Genomic DNA, 22,564 nt, shown 5'->3' with positions numbered 1-22,564 from the left:
GGCTTCGCTCAACACTTATCACACTGGGAGTGAGCTCCTCCCCGCTTTTTAGGCGGGGCGCGTAGCTGGGAGGCTGGGAGGCTGGGAGGGGGTTTTACTCTCCCTACGGTTCACGATGAGGGGTTAGCTCGCTTCACCCCACAAACCATCGGCGAGGGTGTTAAGCACTTCATCCAATTGGTTATCCAACAGTTTATCTACCCGCTTGGCGCCGCCCTCTTGGGCGAAGGCGTTGTTAACGAAGTTGTGGTCGATGATGACTTCATGCACTAGCTGCTTACCTAAGCGCTCTATACATTTGCGCTGCGCGGGCAGCCAGGCGTGCAGGGCGTAGATTTTTTGCAGGGCATGGTGTACCCGCTGATCGAAGGGGATGAGCGGTTCACCGAGCGCGGCTTGGCGAATGTGGCCGATAATGCTGGCGGCGATTTCCTGGTTGGTGCTGTTGCGCCATGCGGCCTTGAGTTTGGTTTCGGTGTAGCCGTTGTTGTCGAGCAGCAATTTAATTTCTTTAAGCTGTTCGCGTGTGAGATCTTTAGGCTTGTTAATAACCACCGCAAGCGCAGCCGATTGGTTGATATTGTTTTTAATGAAATCGTTAAAACTTTCTAAATAGTCGGCGGGTTTTTCTTTAATGCCAAAGCCTTGGCTGCGCTCGATAAATTCATCGGCGCCTTCGTAAATGAGCGGCATGCGCTCGCTGCCGAGAATCAGTTTGATTTCATTCAGGTGATTAAGTAGGCCGCCCGTACGCTGAATAAAGTGCGCGGCCTGCTTAGGGCCTAGGTCGTGCAAATGTTGGTGAAGTTTTGCGGGCGCCACTCCCCAAAGGCCTTCTAGCTCGTCTAACTTATTTTTGAGCACCGGTTTGCGTTCTGCCACTTTGGCGGCTTTGCGCATCACGCGCATGATTTTTTGGCTAAGCTCGGCAAGCACGTCATCGGCATGGCTGGAGCCCAAGTGCAGGCCGCTGGCATCTAAGCTTCCCGCCAATATTTCAGGGTCATTCAACTCATCAACCAGCTGCTCAAGGGTGACATTCGGGTCGCGCACCAAAGGTTTCATGGTGCTTACGTCTTGCAAAGCGGCGTATATGTCGACCGGATCGTAAATTTTAAAGACGGTTTTACCAATGTCATCGCAACGGCGTGTGGCGCGGCCAATCATTTGCTCGTAGAGAATGCGCGACTTAACGCGGCGCATAAAGACGATATGACAAATCCTTTTTACATCTATTCCAGTGGTCAACAAGTCCACTGTGATAGCAATATTAGGGTAGCGTTCATTTTTGTAGTGACTAATCAACTGCTCAACTTTATCGCTCTTACCGGTAATTTTGCGCACGGCGGCTTCGTTGTAACTGTCACCGTAAATTTCTTTGAAGGTCTCGTCCAACAAGCGCTTAACCATATCGGCGTGCAAATCCGTAGCGCAGAAGATCATGGTTTTTTCATCGCCGAGGGGATCTAATTCTTTGGCTAGCTGCTCGCAAATAACTTTGTTAAAGCCTTCGGTAATCACGGTGCGGTTAAAGGACTCCACCTCATAATTAACCTCATCCTCCAGCTCAGCGGTTTCAATTTCGCCGGTTTGAGTATTGATGGCACTGACATTTGCGCCTTTTTCAAAATGAATGCCCTTGGTATTTAATAGGGTTTGATAGCGAATAGGCGGCTCGTGGTCGATTAACCAATCGTCGGCAACGGCTTCTCGGTAGGAATAGGTGTACACCGGTTTGCCGAAAATTTCTGTGGTGTGTTTTGCGGGCGTTGCGGTTAGCCCGATTTTTACCGCATCGAAATAATCCAACACGCGGCGATAGCTAGAAAGGTATTGCGCTGTGTCGCGGTGCAGCAGCTCGCCTTCTGTCATTTCTTGGTCGAGGGTATAACCGCGGTGCGCCTCGTCAACAATAATGCAGTCGTAGGTGTCGATAGTGGGCGGGTTATCGGAGGCAAATAATCGCTTTACCATAGCCTGTACAGTGGCAACCTGCACGCGGGTTTCCGCCTCGGCGGCCATATCGCCCAGCTCGGCAATGTTGTAGTTAACCCAGAGCGTTTTATTTTCTTCCAGCTGCGCCTCTTTAAAAGAATCCAAGGCTTGATTGCCGAGGGAGGTGCGATCTACTAAAAACAAAATGCGCTTAAAGCGCTCCGCTTTTAAGAATCGATACATTAGGCCAATAATTGTGCGAGTCTTACCAGTACCAGTTGCCATCGCCAAGAGGCAATTTTTTTGATTGCTCGCCAGCGCCAGCTCAACGGCAGAAATAGCTTTTTGTTGGTACTCGCGCAGCTTTAAATACTCAAACCCTTCAGCTTGTAATTTTTGCTCTGCCGCTTCACGGCTGCGCTTTAATCTGTCGAGCAACCCTTCGGGCGAGTGGAATTGTTCGTGAGGCTCGGCAATATTGGAGGCCTCGCGCAGATCGCGAAACCATGTGCCCGACTGCTCCTTGAGCTGCTTTACAAAAGGGCGACCATTGCAGGAGTACACAAAGGGAATCACGAAGTGACCATCTTCCGCATCGGCCCAAGCGATAGTTCTGCCCTGCGCAACCCAGGCTGCCTGCATGGGTTTAGTAACCTTAAAGCCGCGCGCGTAGCGCTCTGCCTGTGGAATTTTGCCCGCTACATTTTCGTTTTCACGTTTTGCCTCTACTACGGCTATGGGAATCAAACCAGCAAACAACACATAGTCAGCCGCCTGCTTGCCTATAGTCGGCCACTCGGCAATGGCTTTGTTTTGGCCTTTTTCTGGGCGCGCACCTTTTTGGTAAGTGAGTTCTTGGGTGTCCGCTTGCCAACCAGTATCTATTAAGTGCTGGTCGATAATAATGCGGGTAAGCTCTTCATTCAGCGTAACTTTCGAGCTGGCTTTTTGCGTTTTCTGGCTGAGCTGGGCTATTTGTTGCTGCAGAATTTTTTTATTTTCTTCGGCTTTCTGAACAAGTTCGGCCTGTATATTTTTTAACTGCTCTTCGAACACTTGCTGCTGTGCAATTAGCTTTTGTTCGCTTGCCTTGGCCTGCTGCTCAAATTTTTTCGCCTCGGCATCCATTTGATAGGCGAGCACTTCGTACTCTTCTTTTTCGCGCACCACTAGCGCCGCTAGCTGCGAGTTGTCATCGCCCTGCTGACTGGCTTGGTGAAGTTCAATCTTTAGGTTTTCAATTTGCGCCTGTAAGTCGCGCAGTTCTTTGGACGGGTCTTGCGGTGGCAAATAGGGCCCGGGCTTAAAACTGGCGCCCTGTTTACCAAAGGCGCGGTGATACCAAAGGGTTAATTCACGGGCGAAGATTAAACCCTTAATAGCTTCTTTGTGCTGAGTTTTGAATTGATGAGTGGCTTTATTCCCCTCCACACGCAACACATGAAAGAGATCGAGCGTGCTTTGCTCAAGGCGAATCTCATGGCGAATTTGATGGAGTAAATCCAACTGACTAGTGCGCGCATCAAACTTAATGGCGCAACGGGCGGCAAGATCCTGTGCAATGGCTTCGCCCAACTGCCGCAACTTAATAAGCGTCGTGTTAGGGTCGCTAATAAATGAGCGCTCAGCAGCGGCCGCCAATTGATGAAATATGGGGTCGTGTTCTTTGAGGTAATCGAAATTGGTGGTATCGGCCATGTGGCTACTCGGCTCCCTAGAGTAATTATGCTGAGGGATACTAACCAAGCCCACCGCTAAAGACCATCAATTACTGATGTAGAAATTTTAGGCAATAAAAAACCCGAAGTTCTTGCGAACTTCGGGTTTTAATATGGTGCCCGGTCCCGGAATCGAACCAGGGACACGAGGATTTTCAATCCACTGCTCTACCGACTGAGCTAACCGGGCGTGTCTAGATCTTACTGCTGGCTGGTGTTAGCGCTGGGCTGCAAGAGGCGCGTATTAAACCCGCTTGGGGCTTTTGAGTCAATAGACTTTCTAAAAAAAATCTCTTTTTTATCAACGACTAATCAAGACTCGCGCAAACTGATTGGTTCTTGTGCAATGGGCCCGGTTTTATCCTTATTCCTGTGCGGCGGGCGGTACATAACCGTCGGCCTGGTCGTAGGCATCGCCGGAGAGAAACTTGAGCATTTGCTCATTGAGATACACCTTGGTACCCATGTCCATCATGCTCAGGCGCTTTTCGTTGATAAGCATGGTTTGGTGTGCCATCCACTCCTGCCAGGCTTTTTTAGAGATGTTGTCGTAGATATCCTGCCCCTTGGCACCGGGGTAGGGAGGCATGTCGAGACCTTCTAGTTCTTGTTGATATTTGCGGCAAAGTACCATGCGAGCCATAAATAATTCCTGCCTTGCGAATAATGAGGATTCAATTGAAAAGTAACTAGCGCGCAGTTTAACAGCGCTAGCGCGCCGGTGTTAACAGCTTGCCCCCTAAGCGCGCGGATCAAGCTGCGCGAGCTTTTCCAGCAGCTTTTTAACCGGTGCCGCTAAACCTAAATTTGACGGCTCGTGGGGGTTGTACCAGTGGCTGCCGCCCTCGCCTATCACATTGGGCGTGCGCGCCAGCTGCAGGAGCACTGGGGTGATGTCGAGATGGTAATGACTAAAGGTGTGCCTGTAGCTATTCCACTGCTCTAGCGATTCCACCTTGCCGAAGTGATCTTCCGCATAGATTTGCGCATCAGCGTCTAGCGCCAATTCTGGAAAGCTCCAAAGCCCGCCCCAGATACCCTGCGCGGGGCGCTGCTGCAACAGCAGGTCACCGGCGGGGTTGCGCAACATCAATAGTTGCACGGTTTTTTCTGGCAGGATTTTCTTCGGCTTTTTGCCGGGGTAATCTTGCGGGTTGCCCTGCGCATAGGCAACGCAGCCGCCCTGCAGTGGGCAGCTGTCGCACTTGGGCTTGGTGCGCGTGCAAAGTGTTGCACCCATATCCATCATGGCTTGGGTGTAGTCATTGCAGCGCTTCGCCGGCGTGTATTGTTCGGCGATGTCCCACAGCTGCTTAAGAGTGTCGCTCTGCCCCGGCCAGCCTTCCACCGCATGGTAACGCGCTAATACCCGCTTAACATTGCCGTCCAAAATTGCCGCGCGCTGCTGAAAGGCGATGCTCACAATCGCACCCGCAGTAGAGCGACCTATACCCGGCAATTCAGCCAGCGCCTCTACCGTGGCGGGGAAGTGACCGTCATATTGGGCAACTACCCTTTGCGCGCACTTATGTAGGTTGCGGGCGCGAGCGTAGTAACCCAAACCCGTCCAGAGGTGCAGCACCTCATCGATGGGCGCGGCGGCAAGTGCCTGCACATCAGGGAAGCGCGCGGTAAAGCGTTCAAAATAAGGAATCACCGTTGCAACTTGAGTTTGCTGCAGCATGATTTCTGATAACCATACGCGGTAGGCGTTGATATTTTGCTGCCAAGGCAGATGCTTGCGCCCATGCTGATCAAACCAGCGCAGCACTGCTGTGGAAAACTGTTTCGCCATGAATAGATTCAACTCACCAAAAAATACGGTACCGGCACCAAAAACTATAATGCCCGCAAAGGCGGGCATTATAGGCGGTTTAGTTAGCATTGGTGACTCTCTTAATGAGAGCTTGGTGAATGAGAGCTTTGTGAATCGAACTTAGCTCAGCTTAACTAAGTTTTACCAAGACCAAGCTCGCACTCATGCTACACCCAATATTGCTATTCAGCTTTAGGCTCAACCACCTCAGTCTTAGTTTCAGCGGTAGCGCCCTCAACGTCAGTGGCAGCTACAGATGAAGTAACCGCTGATGAGGCCGCACTAGATTCGCCACCGAGTTTTTTCTTGAGGAAATTATTGAGCAGGTCCTTTGGCTTTTTCACCTCGCCTTCACCGCCAATTTTCTCCTGCAGTTTCTGCAATGCTTCTTGCTTTTTGACTTCTACTTTTTCTTTAAGCTCTTCTTTTTTCTCTTCAATTTTTGCACCGTGCTTTTCACGCAACTTAAATTCGGCGAAGTCTTTGGTGAGTTCGGCTAAGGCTTTTTTATCCGGCCCGCAATCTTTAAGTGGATCCAAACCGGAGAAGGAACCTGTGCAGCGCAACAGTGAAATACTGCGCTGCAACCAATAACTCGAGGTGAGATTGCCGAGGCAGCTGTGTACATCGGCGCTGGTCTGTTGGGCTTCAATCAATTGAAACGGCAGCGCAAAATCATATTTATCTGTCGCTAAATTGATTTGCCCGGTGGAGCCAATTTGCAACTGCTTAACACCTGCTTTAAAGGTTTCAATATTAATGATTTGGTTTTGCCATTTTATCGCACCGGCCAGCTCGCGCATTTCTGTGTACTCATTCCAGTTTTGCGCGGTGCCATCAGCTTGTTGCACCAAATTCACTACTTTGCAAATTTGCTGCTCTATATTGATGGGCGATACGCGCATTTGTGCGCCGGAAAAACTTGCACTGCTGTCCATAGCGACGAACAGCTGATCAACACTTACCCCTTGTGTCGTACCCTGAGTTTTAGCCTGTAGCGCGCCACTCAAACCCACCTTAGCTTTTAAGGCTAATGCATCCAATAAAGGCGCCAACTCAAGGCCAGTTACCGCACCGTCAAATTTCACTTGGGCTTGTGCTGGGCGCGCGTCTAAAACGCTGTTAAATACAATATCACCCTGATAAGCATTGGCGGTGAAGGCCTGCTGTAACTGGCCATTTTTAGCCTTGAGCTGAAGTTTTAAATTGCTTACATTCAATTTTTTAAGGGTCGCCTGCGCCAGCTCAATCCGCGCATTCAGGTTGAGTGCGCGCAAGGCTTCAAGTGGCAGCGGTGTATCTACCGGGGTCGCTGCAGGTGTCGTCGCAGCTGTTTCGATTGGCACAGGTAGATAGTGATCAATGTTAATACTGTCGCCCTGCAGCTGAATATCATAAATAGCCTTGGCGATATCCTTAAGCGCAAAGCTACCGCTGAATTGCGTTTGATCGAGTTTGAGCTGCAAATTATTAAGCGCGAGCTGATTCGTATCGCCTTCAAAATCCGCCGCAAAGGTTAGATCACTGAGCGCGCCCATATCGGCGGTATCGAGGCTCACATCCATAGCTGCCAATAACTTGCGTGCATTCAATTCAGTGAGTTGTAACTTGCCTTTATAGCTGAGATTTTTTTGTACATCCTTGAGTATCAACGCGTATTTCAAGCGCAGGGATGCATTCGTTTTTGCGCGCACTTCGAATTCAGCTTCACCGCCATCGAGCTGTACCTGCGTAAAAGTTTCATCCAGCGTGACAAGGTTGCTCAAGCTACCGGCAAGGCCCATAGGCTCAGCACCCGCTTGCGCTAAATCTAACACCCACGACAACTCCACCTTAAAGGGCGCGCCCTGGGTATTAACCTCGGCAAGCATTAAATTGAGGTCATGCACCTTGAAGGTTTGGCCCGACTGCGCATCGCTGTAGTTAAGCGAACTATTGGTGAGACTAATTTGTTGCGCATTGAGTTTGAAACTCTGCGCCTTGGCTTTATCAGCCGGATCGGGCTGCGGTTTTTGCGCTGCCGGCTTGGGCTTGGTTAATGCCTCCCAATTCCCGTGGCCCTTGGCATCGACGGCTAAGTTGATATCAACGCCATCTAATTTGATGTGATCAACCCGAAACTCGCCTGAGAACAACGGCATAAGTTCTAGCAACAAACTGGCACGCTGCAATTTCGCGATGGGCTCGGCGGGCGCCGCCAAAGCAGCGAGACTCAGATCATTAACGTAGACGCCAATACTGGGCCAAAAACTCCAGCCCAAATTGCCGTTAATCTGCAGTGCTATCCCCTGATCCTTCGCCGCGGCCTCTATGCGCGGTTTAAAACTGTTGGCATCTACCAATAACACCAGAGCTACAAAGGCGACGAGTAACAACACCATCACCGACACAAGGCCTTTAAGCAAAATTTTCATACAAGCTCCTTAGAAAAACACGATATTGCAAGCCGCCAACGAGAGACGCAAACAAACGAATAGGTGCAATTGAACAAGGCCATTTAGCAACAACACAATCACCCAAGACTCGAACACAGAGAATAAGTCGACACTAAAAACGGACCTTGTTCGCACCATTTGGTGCCACTTATTTAGTGGAACACTTTGAATACAATCACTTTGACCATTCATACAAAGTGGGGTGCATAAAAAGCAACTGGCGTCGATAGTCTCAGCGTCAAGCCTCTTTTGGCCCGAAGGCTAGGCTCAAGACCAACAGCAACTACTACACCCCCATAATGAATAAACAAGGTGATGCTATGAATTTTTACGCTATCTTCGCTCAATACGGGCGCAAGCTTTATCAACTCACAACACTTATAACCCTTACCGCAGCCTGCTTAGCCATTCACACCGCACAGGCCCAGAGCAACACTATACCAGCTGGAGAGCGCATTCTGATGGGCGCCTTTGTCGACCGCGATTGGACTGCGGCCAATCCCTGCGGCGACAAGATCACAAAGGCGAGCGAATGGCAGGACAACAAACAGTGGTACGGCAATGCAGCGCCCTACTTCGGCAAAATTTTCCCTGAAGTGTTCCGTCCAGATGGCAGTAAAAACTGGTATTACCTCTGGAAGCCGGAAATAGAGACGATCAAAGCTCAGGGCCGCACCCCCTACATCAACTTGGAATTTCACGGAGAGTTAGCCCTACACGACAACAGCAAATGCTGGTGGCGCACAGCGGCTAACAATCAGCGCGTCGACCGCAATGTAATTGCGCAAATCTTAAATGGCGAACACAACGATATTATCGACAACATCGCCCATGGCCTCAAAGCCGAAAAGGTACCGGTAGTTATCGATCTCTTCCACGAGGCGAACGGCAACTGGTATGACTGGTCCCCCTGCAAACACAATGAAACCTGGGGGCGTTTTCGCGATGCCTATAAGCACGTAGTCAACCGCTTTCGCGCTGTAGGCGCAACCAATGTCAGTTTTGCGCACTCTATTTGGGCTGTAAATTGGGGCTGTAATAGCACCCAAGCGGGCGACCCAAACATTAATGACCTTTATATTCCCGGTTACATGGACTGGATGGGCATAGATATCTATTCCGGCGATGGCGGCAGCTTTGCCGCTGAGATGAGCCATTGGTATGACGCCTTGGCCAGCACGGGTCGCCCGCTCGTTATAGGTGAAATGGGGGTCGCAAGCGGCGCCAATAAACTTAACTGGATGACTCACTTCCGCGATGACCTGCTGAGTAAATTTCCCGCCGTTAAAGCCTTTAACTGGTTTGACATCAATAAACAGGGCGAGGCAAATTGGCGTATTGATAGCGAAGCTACAAGTGGCGCTCACTTCTCCAGCCTGATGCAAGACCCACATTTTGTCGGCGGTTTCGGCAGCTATGAAATCAAACATAAAGCGAGCGGAAAATGCTTGGACATTACCGGTGCCAGCAATGCCAATGGCGCCGCACTACAGGTTTACACCTGCAATGGCACCCATGCCCAGACCTTTACGCTCACCGACCTCACCGCCTACAACATGGAATTGCGCGCGCTCAATAGTGGCAAGTGTGTCGATGTCAAAGCCGCTAACACCGCAGACGGCAGCCTAGTGCAGCAATACAGTTGCAACGCCACGAAAGCGCAAATCTGGACCATGAAAGTGATCACCTGGAGCCCGCTAGAAGTAGAGTTCGCTGCTGCGCACTCAGGAAAATGCCTTGATGTAGACATGGGTATTGGCCCGAAAGTGCAGCAATGGTGGTGCACCGGCGGCAGTGCTCAGCGCTTTATCCTCACCAAACGTTAATTCTCTCGTTGATGACCTGTGCCCACCACTAGCCACAAAGCTAGCTCGGCGGCGACAGGTCATCCTCCCCCTATTTTTAAAAGGAATACTTAGCATGCTCAAACATATACTTCGTTATTCATCGCTCAGCCTCGCCTTGTGGACCACAGGCGCGCTTGCCCAACCAACGCCCGCTCAATTGGAATACACCAAATTCAAAACGCAGAACCTTGGCGAAATCCAACTGGAAACAGGTACTCGCCTCGCTTATGAAATTATGCGACGTGAAACCAAGGGCACCATAGAGGTCATCACCGCAAAATTGCTTGATCCCTATGCGGGCGACTTGCCGCGCTATCAAAACTTAGTAATTACACTCGATAGCAACAGCCAGCAGCTACAAGCCTTTGCTGAAACCAGTGAAGGGCACTTCCACCTCAACAATGGCGCCGAAGACCCGACTCGCCTATGGCAAAAAGACGCCGCACCCGCGCAATTGGACTCGCTGGTATTGCCCCCCAAAACCAGTGCGCGCACCACCAAATCACTCAAAACCAGTTCAATCGCGCCACTTATTGAGGCGGCACCCTTAGCCCTTGGTGAAAAAGACGCGTCTGGACGCTATGTGATTGACGTTTTTATCGGTTTCTCTACAGCGGCGGCGGCCTATGTCGGCAATCTCGATGCCACCGCCCAAATGTATATAGAAACGGTGAATGCTGCGCTCACCAACAGCAAGGTCGACAACGTTTATTTACGCCTTGTGGGTACCGGTGTATCACCGCAAAACCCCGGCGTTATCACCTCGGTATTAAGCGATGGCAAAGTGTGGTTTAAAGACGATATTGAGCGCACGGCACCGGATTTGCTCGGGCTTATTCAAATGCCGACCAATGCCGAAGGCAGCGCGGGAGGCTGGGCAGGCGTGGGGGGCGACAGCCATGTCATTGCTGCCACCTTGCCCAGCGCTTATCGCCATGAAGTGGGCCACAATGTTGGCGGCGTTCACTGCAAAGGGCCAAATGATACGGGCTATCACTTTGGCTTTAGTGTCCGCCAGGGCCGCGGAACCGCACAATGCGGCAACGATCTCGCCTTTTATTCATCTCCCCTTATTAAAGACGATGAAGGCAATGTGTTGGGTACCGAGCACTCCCAAGATATGGCCAGAAAATGGCGTGAGCGCGCGGCAGAAATGTCAGCGAATCGCATACACAAAATCCCCTTTCCCAGCGACAACCATGTTGCCATCACCTTACAAGCAGAGGACTACACCGGGTTTAGCGATACAACCGTCGGCAATACTGGCGCTGCCTATCGCAATGACAATGTTGATATTCAAACCACCAGCGATACCGGCGGTGGCCATAATGTCGGTTGGATAGAAAAAGGCGAATGGCTGGCCTACAAGGTCACCATCCCCAATGCGGGCAAGTATGAAGTGTCTTACCGCGTGGCGAGCCTTAACAGCCAAGGGCGTATTCAGCTTGAGCAACAGGGCGGAAGCAAAATCTACGGGACCATAGACTTGCCCATAACGGGTGGCTGGCAAAACTGGACAACCCTTAGTCATGAGGTGGAGCTGAGTGCGGGTGAGCAGTATATTGCGCTCGCAATTAAAGCTGGCAACTTTAACCTCAACTGGATAAAACTTGAAAAAGTGGCGACCAGCCTCGGCACCTACCGCCTGCAAAACGTTTGGCAACCCACGCAGTTTATTCACATTGAAAAGGGAACGGTTGAAGCGGGGGATGTGCCAGCGGGTTATTGGAGTTCGCAGTGGAATATTATGCCGGTTACCGGCACCCAATATGTGCGCATGAGCAATATCTGGAAACCAACCCAATACTTGTATATTCACAATGGAGCACTGGCATCTGGCGCCACTGGCACCGACAATCAAAGCAGTCATTGGGCACTAGAGAAAGTCGATACAGACGTCTACCGCCTCCGGAATCGTCAGCTACCTGACCAATACATCAACATGGAAAACAATCGACTCCAGGTAAGCACTGCTCAACCCGGCTGGTGGAGTGCGCACTGGAAATTCATAACAGCACAATAGTTAACAGCTACCTGTAAATAGTTACCTGCAAGCACTAAAAAGCCCGCCATTGAATAAGTACAATGGCGGGCTTTTTTACGCAGGAAAAACGCTGCTTTATTTGAGCTTGTGGTGCGATCAAGACTGATATTTAGGTGTTTATACCCATGTCAGATCCAACAACTAATTAGAATCCGCCAAGCGTAAGCCACTGATATCCGGATTAAGCGGTTTGACTGCAGCTTTAAGCTGCCCCAAATCACTCCCCGCTGGCGCCAAGCCAAAATCGTTCGCAACCACCGTAGGAATAGGCGCTTTAGGTCGCTCGTCTGGCGTTAATAAATCGCTGCCCGCGGCGGCTATTTCCCAATCCTCAAGAGTAATTTCCATTAAGGGGAGTTCATGTTTTTCTTCTGCGGTTATTAAAGAGGCACCCAGCTCGGCAACACCAAAATCAGGCGCAGGTACCCGCGCCACTTCCGGACGGTTTTGTTCACTGGTATCAATCAAATTACCCTCTGCCGGACGCAGGCTTATAGCGCTCACATCGACAACCACAGGCGTAGTCACGGAACGTTCTGTAGCATTCAGTAAATCAGCCCCTGCCGCGGCAAGTGACCAGCTGGGCGAGGAGGAAGCGGATTTAAATGATTCAGCAACTACAGGCGCACTGGCTGCGGAAGAAGGTGTAATAGGTTCAGGCTGTGCAGGTGCGGCGGCAGCCAATCGCTCTGCCAGCGTTTTAGGTGCAGCAGGGCTAGGCGTAGCTACTTGCGCGGCAGCAGCGACTTCACCGCCAAGCTGCGGCGCAGGCTCATCGCCAGACTTCAATTCAACCATAGCACCCGCTTGCATAAGCGCAGCGCGATATTTTTGCGCCGTAGCTTCATCTAGCCCACGTTTAAGCGGCACCGGGCGACCACTAAAGAGCGCATCTACCTTAGCGGCATCGGTTTTAAATAACTGTTGCAGCTTTAGTTTTACATCGGCCATCTGATGGCCTAAGACTATGTCACCACGAAAAATAATATCGAATTTGGGAGAGTTCATAAATCGCCTCACGCTGTGTGTGCCACAGACAAATCAAAGTAGCCTTAGCAATGCCATTCAACAGAAAAGCCCGTATTACATGCCCTCATCGGCAAAAGTCACTATTAATAGCCAACACATATAAAACACCACGTAATATGCTCAGCATAGCAGTATTTAAGTACGATCTTTTTTAGCCTTATGTTGCAGCCTTAAGGCACCTAAAAATCAACATAAGCCGACAATGCAATAAGCGCGTACAGAGTTGTAACTTTTTAGTCTTAAGCCTTCATGGTCAAGACCTCAACCTCCGACCATAATTAAGCGTAACTAGCCTAACGTAAGGGACTTTAGGATGCTGCCGCAGTTTCCACAACAAACCAATGAGCACAGCCTGCTAGAAAATGGCAGTTTTAAAAACATCAGTGAAGCAAGAGAAAAAGTAGCGCAAGACATTGCTTTTTTGCGCGACAAAATTCAAGTGGTGCAAGCCTACACAAAACCGAACCGACTATTAATAGAACACTATAGCGCCATGCTTAAAAGCCGCGAATCGGTGCTGAGTTGGTTACTGCATAGCAGCGAAGATGTCACACCCAGCACGCACGACGTCCAAAAAAACATGTAGCGAATAGGAATTAAACTTCGTCATCGCTCAAACGATGATTCATTTCCAATGCAGGTGCCTTAACCTTAGGCGCGCCAACTAAGCGCGCAGGTACCCCAGCCACTGTCGTATGCGCCGCGACTGACTCTAGCACTACACTGCCTGCACCAATTTTTGCCCCCTCACCAATATCAATATTGCCGAGAATTTTAGCCCCTACCCCAATCAAAACACCGCGTCTAATTGTGGGGTGCCGCTGGGTTTTCGTGCAGCCACTGCCACCCAGAGTAACGCCGTGGAGCATGGAAACATCATCTTCGATAATGGTCGTTTCACCGATCACAACGCCCGTGGCGTGATCGATCATTATTCCCTTGCCGATAGTTGCACCGGGGTGAATATCCACATCAAAATGCTGCGAAATTTGGTTTTGAAAGTAAAGCGCCAGTGAATTGCGCCCCCGCTGCCAAAGCCAGTGCGCAACACGCCAAGACTGCAGCGCGTGATAGCCCTTAAAAAATAAGAAGGGCATAAAAGAATGGCTGCAGGCGGGATCGCGCTCGCGGTGCGCACAAATATCGCGGCACATGGCCAGCTCAATATTGGGGTCGCACTGCATGGCTTCTACAAACACTTCGCGAATAATCATCGCCGGCAACGCCTGGCTGTCTAATTTATTCGCCAAGTGAAAACTAATAGCCGCCATAAACGTTTGATGATTTAAAATAGTGGCGTGATAAAAACTGGCCAACATAGGCTCAGCAGTGCTAGCCGCGCGCGCCTCTGCGCTGATCAGCTGCCACACTTGCGCGGGCGTTGCACTCGCTAAGTCAATATATGGCAATGGGTTAGTCGACAGTAATTCAGTCATAGTTATTTATACCTCCCGCAGCAACAGCGGTATTAATTCATCCATCGAATAAAAACACTCAGCACCGAGTGCGCGCATATCCATTAACAACACATTATCACTACCATCTGCATCAGGCGGGCAATAGGCCAAGGGCCGCATACCGGCAGCCAGTGCTGCCTGCACGCCAGTTAACGAGTCTTCTACAACAACTGTATCTGCGGTGGCAGCACCCAAAGTTTTTGCCGCGTGCAAAAATAAATCAGGCGCTGGTTTGCCGCGGCTTACATCTTCAAAACTAAACACTCGCCCTTCTACAAATCTCAGTAAATCGGTTTTTACCAGCGTCTTAGCCATCTTTTCATGTTTGCCATTAGAGCCAACACAAAACGGAATACGCATTGTTTGCAAGGTTTCCAACACCTTAACCACGCCCGCCACCGGTTCCAAACCTGCATCGCAAGCAACGAGTGTTTGCAGCTGTATGTGTCGCCACAACGCAGCGCCGCGTGTAGCTCGCTCCTCTTCATCAAAGCCCTGCCATGAAGGTTCTTGCGCCAGCCGTTCGGTGAGCAAGCGAATACAATCGGCAACAGATTTACCGCGGTAGCGCTCCAATATTTCACGCTCGCTGATAATCACGCCCTGCTCAGCCAAGCAGGTGCAGGACACCTGCGCCGAAATAATTTCACTGTCAACTAACACACCATCACAATCAAAAATTACCAGCATTAAAACCTCAATTTACAAAAAATCAAAAATAGTAGAAAAATTACGCACGCGGCGCTTGTAGCTTAGACTTAGGTAACTCAGGCACAGGTAAGTTAGGTACGCGCAATAGCAGCGCGAAACCCAGCACCAGAAAAATCAATAGCGCCGCCATACCTGCGCGCGCGGAATCGGTATAAAGCGTTACGCTCGCCACCGCCATAGGAGCCAAAAATGCCGTAGCGCGGCCTGAAAGCGCATAGACTCCAAAGTAGCGCCCGGTTTCATCGACACTAAGATTACTGGCCAAATAGGCGCGCGATGATGCCTGCACTGGACCGAATGCGACACCGATTAACAGCCCAAATGCGATGTAGGCTTTTTCTGCTGCGGTACCAAACAAAGCGCCGCTATCTACCGCTGAAAAAGCGACTAAACCAAATAAACTATACCCGGGGCCGGTTGAAATAATGCCTAGGGTCGCGATAGTCAGGCAACCCAAGCACAGCAAAATCACACTTTTTGAACCTAAACGCGCGTCGAGCCGGCTCGCATACCAGCAACCGCCAATGGCAACCACCAACAGCAGTATGCCGTAAATTCCCATCTCAATCGTCTGCCAACCAAACATGCCCGCCGCAAAAGTGCCGCCCAACGCCAACAAACCATTCACGCCATCTTGATAACTCATGCGCGCAATTAAAAACCAGAAAATGTTACGCCGCTCGCGCAGTTCGCGCAGAGTGTGGACCAACTGCGCAACGCCTGCGCGCACAGCTGGCGCCCAAGGCAAGCCGCGCGCGGAGTCGGGGGTAAAATAAAACATCGGCAAAATAAAGATGAAATACCAGAGCGCCGAAAAAGGCCCCGTGATGCGCGCATCCTCACCTAACAGCGGGTCGAGATTAAACAGCGGCGCAATGCCTAGCAGAGTTTTTCCTGTCGTAGGATTCGCCGCTAACAACAGCAGCACACAAAACAACACCACCAAGCCACCAGCATAACCCAAGCCCCAAGCGAGATTAGATACCCGCCCAAGTTCTTGCGCGGGAATTAAGCGCGGCATCATGGAATCGTTAAACACTATGGAAAATTCCGCGGCGACTGTCGCGCAAATAACACAGAGCATGGGCAACCAAAGCGCACTGCCCGGCGCAGCCCACCACAGCAAACAAAGTGAGATAATTTTTATCAACGCAAAAAAAGCAATCCAGTGTTTGCGCCCGCCAGTCGCATCAGCAATTGCACCGAGCACCGGCGCCAAGAGTGCAATCACCAGCCCCGAGAGCATAATGGTATAGCCCCAAGCCGCCTGCCCTTGCACTGGATCATCGGCTAAGCGCGCAACAAAATAGGGGCCAAATATAAAGGTAATAACCACCGTAAAAAAAGGCTGGGCTGCCCAATCAAACAACATCCAGCCGCGAATGGCCGCGGGGGATACAGGTGCAGCCTGCGCAGTTTCAGTAGCAATACTCACAATAAATTTCTCTTATTGAATGTTCAGGAACGAATATTGAGGGGCAATTATTGACGAACAAAAAATGCGCGCGAAAGACCAAAACGGCTTACAAACTTACCGTTCATTACAGACAAAGCGCGCAATAATTTCATCTAGATTAGCGAGAATAGTAGCTTTCAAAGCTATATCCGTCTGCTGTAATTGTGTGCGTAAACTATCTGCAGAAAATTGCTGTGCGAAATCCTGCGCGAGCGGTGCATAACTTAGGTGCCAAGGCTCAGGTGCAACGCCGCCGCTATCGAGCGCATAAGGGCGATAGAAACCTGTCGTTTGCGTATCCAGCCAAGGCGTGAGCCACTGGTAAAAAGCAGCAAAAGGCCCTCCCGCTTGCGTCTCTGCCACGGTTAATTGCAAGGCGTAATGTTCTGGCATGCGCGACTTATCATACACGTCTATGTCGGTTCCCCAGTGATGGCGCGATGCGCCCGGCAGCGCCGACCAGCGCAGAATCGCAAACACAATTTCACGCTCCGTTAAGGTGCACACATCTAATGCTACACCCGCACTGTCGAGCAGCGGCCGGGCGCCACGCGCTTTAGCATTCCAAATATGTAATTGCCGGTCAAAACTGCGATAGCTGCTTGCAACTGCCAAGTCAAACTCAGCGCGAGCTGCCTCTGCCGCCAGCGTCATAAGTGGTTGCACTAAGCCATGATGCACTCTGCATTTAAGCTCGGGAACCTCAACGAGCAAACCCTCGTCTAAACCCAGTATTATTTTTGTGGTTAACGCACTCATGGTTTGTAATCACGCCTTATTTTAAATTCAACCATTATCATGGTTTAACGGAACTCTTATTACCATTACGGAACTTATTACCATTTTTTCCACTGTGACGCTGTTAAATTGCAACAAAACAATTGCGAATTACATCTAAGCAGGTAAGATAACTGCGCTGTAAATGGAGTTTCTTTAAACGACACCCTAATAATCATAATAAATGGAGATAGTAAGTCATGACTAGCAATCACAGTGAATTACTGCAATTAAAAAATCTCGGTATGGCCTCAGTAAATATTCTACGCGCAATTGGTATTAACACCTTCGCCGACTTACAACGCACCGGCGCAGTGGATGCCTACAAACGAATACGCGCACGCGACATCAATGTTTCCAAAGTAATGCTCTATGCACTCCAAGGCGCATTGATGGATACCCACTGGAACGATTTACCTGCCCCCTTAAAAGCACAGCTCGTTGCCGACGCGGAAGCCCCAGCCTGCAATGAATACCTACAGGCTCGCGCCTAAACGCAAAGCGATTATCCTTGCGCAAAAACAGCTACGCCCGTTTTTTACAATCGAGCATAAACTAGCGCAAGTATAAAATATCTCTGTGCCCTAATAGACCGCTAATTACTGCGGTCTATTAGGCGTTTTTTTTGCGCTTTCCAGCTACACTAAACCCATTGTGCCAATGATGTAGTGTATCGAGGAAAGCGCCCGCTATGTATGTAGCCACCAAACAAACTGATTCGATGATTGAGCTAAGCGTTAAATTGCAGAATTTAACGGAATTGCTGTGCAGCGATCTATCAACATCCAGCCCCGATATTCACATAGAACCTTGCACCAGTATTTTTGCCGAACTCCCGCCCACCCAACTGCTGCGCATTGCAGCAGGGCGCGTCGAATATCGCATCAATGGCAAGCTTATACTCGTCTTTGAAGAAGGTGACTTACTCGGCTTAACCCGCTCACTCAGCCTGCCCAACGGGCTATACAGCTGCAGCGCCCCTCTGAGCGTGCACGCCTATGAACGCGACTCACTCCTCGCCCACGCCAATAGCAGCCTGGCCTTGCAACGTCATTGGGCACACCTACTGCTCTGCAACCAAAGTCTTTATGAACTCGCTCTAACCCAAGAGCTGCGCGGCGAATACAAGCCTGCCGCCGGATTCCTTCACTTCCAGCAAGGCGAAACTATTATCCAACAAGGCAATAGCGCCGACCGGGTTTATACCCTGCTTGAAGGTGAGGCCATCGCCGAGTGCGATGGGGTAAAGGTAGGCGAGATTCACACCCATGAAATTTTTGGGGCACTCGCCGTATTCACCCGCCAACCGCGTATGGCCTCTGTTATTGCCGCCAGCGACTGCACGGTACTTGCGGTGCGCAAAGAGGAGTTTATCGACATGATCGATCACCAACCTCAAATTTGCCTAGAGCTTATTGAAGACATGGCGACCAAGATAGATCAGCTCAACAACCAGTTGTTACAGCTCAAATCAACAACGACTTAACCTCTGCACAACCATATCAGCTGACGATGAGGCCGCCCGTAGGAGCGGCCTTTTTCGTTTCTTAACAGCCCCATACATTGAAATCTGCCGCGGCGCACACATATAGACTCAGTAGCCAGCGGGGCTACGCACTATTGACGTTTTGGAGAGATTACCGTGTTACGCATAGGCCTATTTTTACTGACCAACCTCGCCGTGCTTGTAGTCGCAGGCGTGGTGCTTAATATTCTGGGGGTTGGGCGCTATATGGATCAATCCGGTGCAATCAACTTGCAGACCTTGTTGATTTTTTGTGCCGTTTTTGGTTTTACCGGCTCGTTTATTTCCCTGTTTCTGTCTAAATTCATGGCGAAAAAATCCATGGGCGTGCAGCTCATCGATCAACCGCGCAATGCCGATGAGCAGTGGCTGGTAAATACCGTTACTGAATTGTCGCGTAAAGCGGGCATCAAAACCCCTGAAATCGGTGTTTTCGCCGCGCAGGAATCCAACGCCTTCGCTACCGGCTGGAACCGCAATAATGCCCTCGTCGCGGTGAGCCTTGGGTTGCTGAATCGCTTTGAGCGCGATGAAGTAGAGGCGGTACTCGCCCATGAAATTGGTCACGTTGCCAATGGCGATATGATTACCCTGACCCTGATCCAAGGGGTGGTAAATACCTTTGTGATGTTCTTTGCGCGCATTATTGGCCACACCATCGACCGCGCCATATCGGGCAACCGCGAAAGCCACAGCCCAGGCATCGCCTTCTTTTTGATTACCATGGTGGCGGAAATGGTCTTAGGCTTTTTAGCCTCGATGATTGTCGCGGCCTTTTCGCGCCACCGCGAATTCCGCGCCGATGCCGCCGGTGCGCAGTTCGCCAGCCGTGGCGGCATGATTCGCGCATTGCAACGTCTGCAGGCCGAGTCCAATGCCGGGGTTGAAAGTGTTATGCCCGCGAGTATGAAAGCCTTTGCCATCAGCGCTGGACGCGCCAACCTGTTTGCCACTCACCCGCCGCTGGAAGTGCGTATTCAAGCGCTGCGCGACGCCGCGTAATTATTTGTTTTTTGCACGAGGATTGCTCATGAAACTATGGCGTTGGCTAGCCTTTACTCTCTTTGCAAGCGGCAGTGTCAGCGCCGCACCCGCCTTAAACTCAGCGATAGATTTCGCAACAGATGACGAGCGCAATACTATTGAAGTATTTGAAAGTGCGCGCCCCAGCGTAGTGTTTGTGACCAACCAACAGCTCACACGCGACCCCTATTCGTTTGACCTTGTGTCAGTGCCGCGCGGGTCAGGCACCGGGTTTGTGTGGAGCGACAAGGGCTATATAGTCACCAACTTTCACGTGGTGGAAGGCGCCAATAAAATCATGATCACCCTGCAAGACCAGTCTAATTGGCCTGCAGAAGTGGTGGGCCTCGCGCCCGAGCGCGACATTGCGGTACTTAAAATTGCCGCCCCCAAAGATCAGCTCCATGCGCTGCCACTGGGCGATTCGGCGCAGTTAAATGTAGGGCGAAAGGTCTTGGCGATAGGCAACCCCTTTGGGCTGGATGCCACCTTGACGACGGGCGTAGTGAGTGCCTTAGGGCGTGAAATTGAATCACCGAATAAGCGCAAAATCACCAATGTCATTCAAACTGATGCGGCCATCAACCCTGGTAACTCCGGCGGCCCCTTGCTCAGCTCACAGGGGCGCTTAATCGGTGTGAATACCATGATTTACAGCCCGAGCGGTGCCAGCGCCGGTATCGGCTTTGCCATTCCCGTAAATACTGTAAAAGAAGTGGTGCCCGAGCTGATTGAACACGGTCGCTTAGTTAGACCCGTAATGGGCATTGCCGTAGCACCACAGCATTGGGCGCAGCAGATTGGCATAGACGGCGTGCCCATTTTACGGGTAGAACCGAATTCGCCCGCCCAAGCCGCGGGCTTAATGGGCGCAATGCGCAACACTTGGGGGCAGATCTCCCTTGGCGATGTCATAGTAGCGATAGATGACAAACCCACCCCCAATGATGATCAGCTGCTCAGCGCCTTGGAACACTACAAACCCGGCGACATCGTAACCGTAAGCGTCGCGCGCAACAGCAAACTCATCACCGTCAATATTAAGCTCATTGCACCTAAATAAGCGTTAACCCAGCCTACCGCGAGAATGCCTTTTTATGAGCGATACCCAACGCCTTTGCGCCCTAGACGACATCCCCGAAGGGGCGAGCAAAGGCTTTACCCTCGCACAACAGAAGGTATTTGTGCTGAAAAAGCAGGGCATGATCTTCGTCTATCGCAATGCCTGCCCACACCTAGGCATTCCTTTGGAGTGGGTTGAAGACCAGTTTTTGGATAGCAGCGCGAGCATGATTCAATGCGCCAATCACGGCGCACTCTTTGTGATAGAAACAGGTAAATGTGTGTCTGGCCCCTGTTCAGGGCAAAAGCTACAGACGCTCAAACACCAGATTATCGATGGCGACATCTACCTTTAAAGCAAGGCATAGCCGCACACGACATCACCGCGTTTAGGGGTCACAAATAACCCAGACACGTTCCCACAAACATACCGCTAGAGGTTTGCTCGTCATGCAAAATTTTACCTTTCACAACCCCACCCGCATTGTTTTTGGCGAGGGCCAAATCAAAGAGTTGGCCACACTTATCCCTGCCGGCGCCCGTATTTTATTGACCTACGGTGGCGGTTCTATCAAAAAAAATGGTATCTATGAGCAGGTCGTGAAAGCACTTGAGGGCAAAACCTTTTTCGAATTTGGTGGCATTGAACCCAACCCCCACTACGAAACCCTTATGTGCGCGGTGGAAATGGTAAAACGGGAGAAGATCGACTTTCTACTGCCGGTAGGCGGCGGCAGCGTGATAGACGGCACCAAACTGATCGCAGCGGCGGTAAATTTTGAAGGCGAGCCGTGGGATGCGATTGCGAAAAACCTACCATTCCACAGCGCGCTGCCCATTGGCTGCGTACTCACACTGCCCGCCACCGGCACAGAGAGCAATGGCAACTCCGTCATCACCAAAGCCTCCACCCATGAGAAGCTCGCGTTCGGCAGCCCCTTTGTCTACCCCCAGTTCGCCATTCTCGACCCCACCTGCACCTATAGCTTGCCGCCGCGCCAAGTGGCCAATGGCGCCGTCGATGCATTTGTCCATACCATGGAGCAATACCTTACCTATCCAGTAGATGCCAAGGTGCAAGATCGCTTTGCTGAAGGCCTGTTAATGACCCTGATTGAAGAAGGCCCGCGCTCCTTAAGCGAACCCACTAACTACGCGGTGCGCTCAAATGTAATGTGGGCCGCGACTATGGCGCTAAACGGCTTAATTGGGGTGGGAGTTCCACAAGACTGGGCGACCCATATGATTGGCCACGAACTCACGGCCATGCACGGCTTAGATCACGCGCAAACCCTCGCTGTGGTCTTGCCTGCTGTGATGCAACATCAGCGCGCTGCCAAACGCGCCAAATTATTGCAGTATGGGCGCCGTGTATGGAATTTAAATCACACCGATGAAGATGAGCTGATTGATGCCGCTATAGCCGCAACCCGCGACTTTTTTGAGCGCATGGGCACGCCGACAAGACTCAGTGGTTATGGCGTAGGGCGCGACTCTATCCCCAAGTTGGTAGATATGCTCATTAAACACAAACTATTAAAGCTTGGGGAGCACGGTGCCATTACACCGGAAGTATCGCGTGAAATTTTGGAGTTGGCGGCTTAAGACGACGAAAACCTTTCTTCTAAAATGTGCCGTTCCGGCATAAGGGCACATTTTGATGAAAGTAGATTTTGCACAGCGCTGAAGATTGAAATAGCGCAAATTGCGATGGGAATAGTAGTTTTTG

18 protein-coding genes and 1 tRNA gene are annotated in these 22,564 nt (G+C 50.8%); 9 read left to right on the top strand and 10 right to left on the bottom strand.

Going from position 1 to position 22,564, the window contains the following annotated elements; translation table 11 throughout:
• Positions 1-123: 123 nt before the first annotated feature.
• The 5 genes from hsdR to AC0KUT_RS03445 all read right to left on the bottom strand — a co-directional run bounded on the left by hsdR (position 124) and on the right by AC0KUT_RS03445 (position 7,883).
• Positions 124-3,633, bottom strand: a complete 3,510-nt coding sequence (gene hsdR / locus AC0KUT_RS03465; RefSeq protein ID WP_488833510.1) for a type I restriction-modification system endonuclease — start codon at positions 3,631-3,633, stop codon at positions 124-126.
• Positions 3,634-3,767: 134 nt separating this feature from the next.
• Positions 3,768-3,843, bottom strand: a tRNA-Phe gene (locus AC0KUT_RS03460).
• A 174-nt stretch (positions 3,844-4,017) separates the two neighbouring features.
• Positions 4,018-4,296, bottom strand: a complete 279-nt coding sequence (locus AC0KUT_RS03455; protein WP_488833509.1) for an oxidative damage protection protein — start codon at positions 4,294-4,296, stop codon at positions 4,018-4,020.
• A gap of 96 nt (positions 4,297-4,392) precedes the next feature.
• Positions 4,393-5,448, bottom strand: coding sequence for an A/G-specific adenine glycosylase (gene mutY / locus AC0KUT_RS03450; protein ID WP_488835829.1), 1,056 nt, complete (start codon positions 5,446-5,448; stop codon positions 4,393-4,395).
• A 203-nt stretch (positions 5,449-5,651) separates the two neighbouring features.
• Positions 5,652-7,883: an AsmA family protein gene (locus tag AC0KUT_RS03445; protein WP_488833508.1), complete on the bottom strand. Its 2,232-nt coding sequence runs from the start codon at positions 7,881-7,883 to the stop codon at positions 5,652-5,654.
• Between the two features lie 341 nt (positions 7,884-8,224).
• Here AC0KUT_RS03445 and AC0KUT_RS03440 point away from each other — a divergent pair, with 341 nt between their 5' ends.
• Positions 8,225-9,730 (top strand): RICIN domain-containing protein, encoded by a 1,506-nt coding sequence (locus AC0KUT_RS03440; RefSeq protein ID WP_488833506.1) that lies wholly within the window; start codon positions 8,225-8,227, stop codon positions 9,728-9,730.
• A gap of 94 nt (positions 9,731-9,824) precedes the next feature.
• A complete protein-coding gene (locus tag AC0KUT_RS03435) occupies positions 9,825-11,774 on the top strand; it encodes a carbohydrate-binding protein (protein ID WP_488833504.1) in 1,950 nt (649 codons plus the stop codon).
• Positions 11,775-11,936: 162 nt separating this feature from the next.
• On the opposite strand, the gene AC0KUT_RS03430 is transcribed toward AC0KUT_RS03435, so the two are convergent.
• Entirely contained in the window at positions 11,937-12,803 is an 867-nt protein-coding gene (locus tag AC0KUT_RS03430) for a hypothetical protein (RefSeq protein ID WP_488833502.1), read from the bottom strand.
• Between the two features lie 334 nt (positions 12,804-13,137).
• On the opposite strand from AC0KUT_RS03430, the gene AC0KUT_RS03425 reads away from it, so the two are divergent.
• Positions 13,138-13,410 carry a hypothetical protein gene (locus AC0KUT_RS03425; protein ID WP_488833500.1) on the top strand — a complete coding sequence of 91 codons (273 nt, stop codon included), beginning with the start codon at positions 13,138-13,140 and terminating at the stop codon, positions 13,408-13,410.
• Positions 13,411-13,420: 10 nt separating this feature from the next.
• Here the strand turns inward: AC0KUT_RS03425 and cysE are convergent, their stop codons facing one another.
• The 4 genes from cysE to AC0KUT_RS03405 form a co-directional block, all read right to left on the bottom strand.
• Entirely contained in the window at positions 13,421-14,260 is an 840-nt protein-coding gene (cysE, locus tag AC0KUT_RS03420) for a serine O-acetyltransferase (protein ID WP_488833498.1), read from the bottom strand.
• Between the two features lie 6 nt (positions 14,261-14,266).
• On the bottom strand, positions 14,267-14,971 hold the full coding sequence (locus AC0KUT_RS03415; protein ID WP_488833496.1) for an HAD family hydrolase: 705 nt from the start codon (positions 14,969-14,971) through the stop codon (positions 14,267-14,269).
• Positions 14,972-15,011: 40 nt separating this feature from the next.
• On the bottom strand, positions 15,012-16,427 hold the full coding sequence (locus AC0KUT_RS03410; RefSeq protein ID WP_488833495.1) for an MFS transporter: 1,416 nt from the start codon (positions 16,425-16,427) through the stop codon (positions 15,012-15,014).
• A gap of 96 nt (positions 16,428-16,523) precedes the next feature.
• Positions 16,524-17,207: a M15 family metallopeptidase gene (locus AC0KUT_RS03405; RefSeq protein WP_488833493.1), complete on the bottom strand. Its 684-nt coding sequence runs from the start codon at positions 17,205-17,207 to the stop codon at positions 16,524-16,526.
• 218 nt (positions 17,208-17,425) lie between these two features.
• On the opposite strand from AC0KUT_RS03405, the gene AC0KUT_RS03400 reads away from it, so the two are divergent.
• From AC0KUT_RS03400 to AC0KUT_RS03375, 6 genes are all read left to right on the top strand, one after another.
• Positions 17,426-17,719 carry a TfoX/Sxy family protein gene (locus AC0KUT_RS03400; RefSeq protein WP_488833492.1) on the top strand — a complete coding sequence of 98 codons (294 nt, stop codon included), beginning with the start codon at positions 17,426-17,428 and terminating at the stop codon, positions 17,717-17,719.
• Between the two features lie 197 nt (positions 17,720-17,916).
• Positions 17,917-18,711 carry a Crp/Fnr family transcriptional regulator gene (locus AC0KUT_RS03395; protein WP_488833491.1) on the top strand — a complete coding sequence of 265 codons (795 nt, stop codon included), beginning with the start codon at positions 17,917-17,919 and terminating at the stop codon, positions 18,709-18,711.
• Between the two features lie 156 nt (positions 18,712-18,867).
• Complete coding sequence (gene htpX / locus AC0KUT_RS03390; RefSeq protein WP_488833490.1) at positions 18,868-19,752, top strand: protease HtpX; 885 nt, start codon at positions 18,868-18,870, stop codon at positions 19,750-19,752.
• Positions 19,753-19,780: 28 nt separating this feature from the next.
• Positions 19,781-20,836 (top strand): S1C family serine protease, encoded by a 1,056-nt coding sequence (locus AC0KUT_RS03385; RefSeq protein WP_488833488.1) that lies wholly within the window; start codon positions 19,781-19,783, stop codon positions 20,834-20,836.
• A gap of 34 nt (positions 20,837-20,870) precedes the next feature.
• Positions 20,871-21,191, top strand: a complete 321-nt coding sequence (locus AC0KUT_RS03380) for a Rieske (2Fe-2S) protein (protein ID WP_488833487.1) — start codon at positions 20,871-20,873, stop codon at positions 21,189-21,191.
• Between the two features lie 94 nt (positions 21,192-21,285).
• Positions 21,286-22,440 carry an iron-containing alcohol dehydrogenase gene (locus tag AC0KUT_RS03375; RefSeq protein WP_488833485.1) on the top strand — a complete coding sequence of 385 codons (1,155 nt, stop codon included), beginning with the start codon at positions 21,286-21,288 and terminating at the stop codon, positions 22,438-22,440.
• The last annotated feature ends 124 nt before the right edge of the window (positions 22,441-22,564 follow it).

Source organism: Cellvibrio sp. 25HG11W-0, from assembly GCF_057815475.1.
Note: the sequence above shows the minus strand (reverse complement) of the source record. Positions and strands in the feature narration are given on the sequence as shown.

Bases quoted from the DNA above. Each gene is read 5' to 3' on its own strand.
- AC0KUT_RS03395 (WP_488833491.1), top strand. From the start codon at position 17,917: ATGTATGTAGCCACCAAACAAACTGATTCGATGATTGAGCTAAGCGTT.
- AC0KUT_RS03415 (WP_488833496.1), bottom strand. From the start codon at position 14,971: ATGCTGGTAATTTTTGATTGTGATGGTGTGTTAGTTGACAGTGAAATT.
- mutY (WP_488835829.1), bottom strand. From the start codon at position 5,448: ATGGCGAAACAGTTTTCCACAGCAGTGCTGCGCTGGTTTGATCAGCAT.
- AC0KUT_RS03380 (WP_488833487.1), top strand. From the start codon at position 20,871: ATGAGCGATACCCAACGCCTTTGCGCCCTAGACGACATCCCCGAAGGG.
- AC0KUT_RS03375 (WP_488833485.1), top strand. From the start codon at position 21,286: ATGCAAAATTTTACCTTTCACAACCCCACCCGCATTGTTTTTGGCGAG.
- AC0KUT_RS03455 (WP_488833509.1), bottom strand. From the start codon at position 4,296: ATGGCTCGCATGGTACTTTGCCGCAAATATCAACAAGAACTAGAAGGT.
- hsdR (WP_488833510.1), bottom strand. From the start codon at position 3,633: ATGGCCGATACCACCAATTTCGATTACCTCAAAGAACACGACCCCATA.
- AC0KUT_RS03445 (WP_488833508.1), bottom strand. From the start codon at position 7,883: ATGAAAATTTTGCTTAAAGGCCTTGTGTCGGTGATGGTGTTGTTACTC.
- cysE (WP_488833498.1), bottom strand. From the start codon at position 14,260: ATGACTGAATTACTGTCGACTAACCCATTGCCATATATTGACTTAGCG.
- AC0KUT_RS03385 (WP_488833488.1), top strand. From the start codon at position 19,781: ATGAAACTATGGCGTTGGCTAGCCTTTACTCTCTTTGCAAGCGGCAGT.
- AC0KUT_RS03440 (WP_488833506.1), top strand. From the start codon at position 8,225: ATGAATTTTTACGCTATCTTCGCTCAATACGGGCGCAAGCTTTATCAA.
- AC0KUT_RS03405 (WP_488833493.1), bottom strand. From the start codon at position 17,207: ATGAGTGCGTTAACCACAAAAATAATACTGGGTTTAGACGAGGGTTTG.
- AC0KUT_RS03400 (WP_488833492.1), top strand. From the start codon at position 17,426: ATGACTAGCAATCACAGTGAATTACTGCAATTAAAAAATCTCGGTATG.
- AC0KUT_RS03430 (WP_488833502.1), bottom strand. From the start codon at position 12,803: ATGAACTCTCCCAAATTCGATATTATTTTTCGTGGTGACATAGTCTTA.
- AC0KUT_RS03425 (WP_488833500.1), top strand. From the start codon at position 13,138: ATGCTGCCGCAGTTTCCACAACAAACCAATGAGCACAGCCTGCTAGAA.
- AC0KUT_RS03435 (WP_488833504.1), top strand. From the start codon at position 9,825: ATGCTCAAACATATACTTCGTTATTCATCGCTCAGCCTCGCCTTGTGG.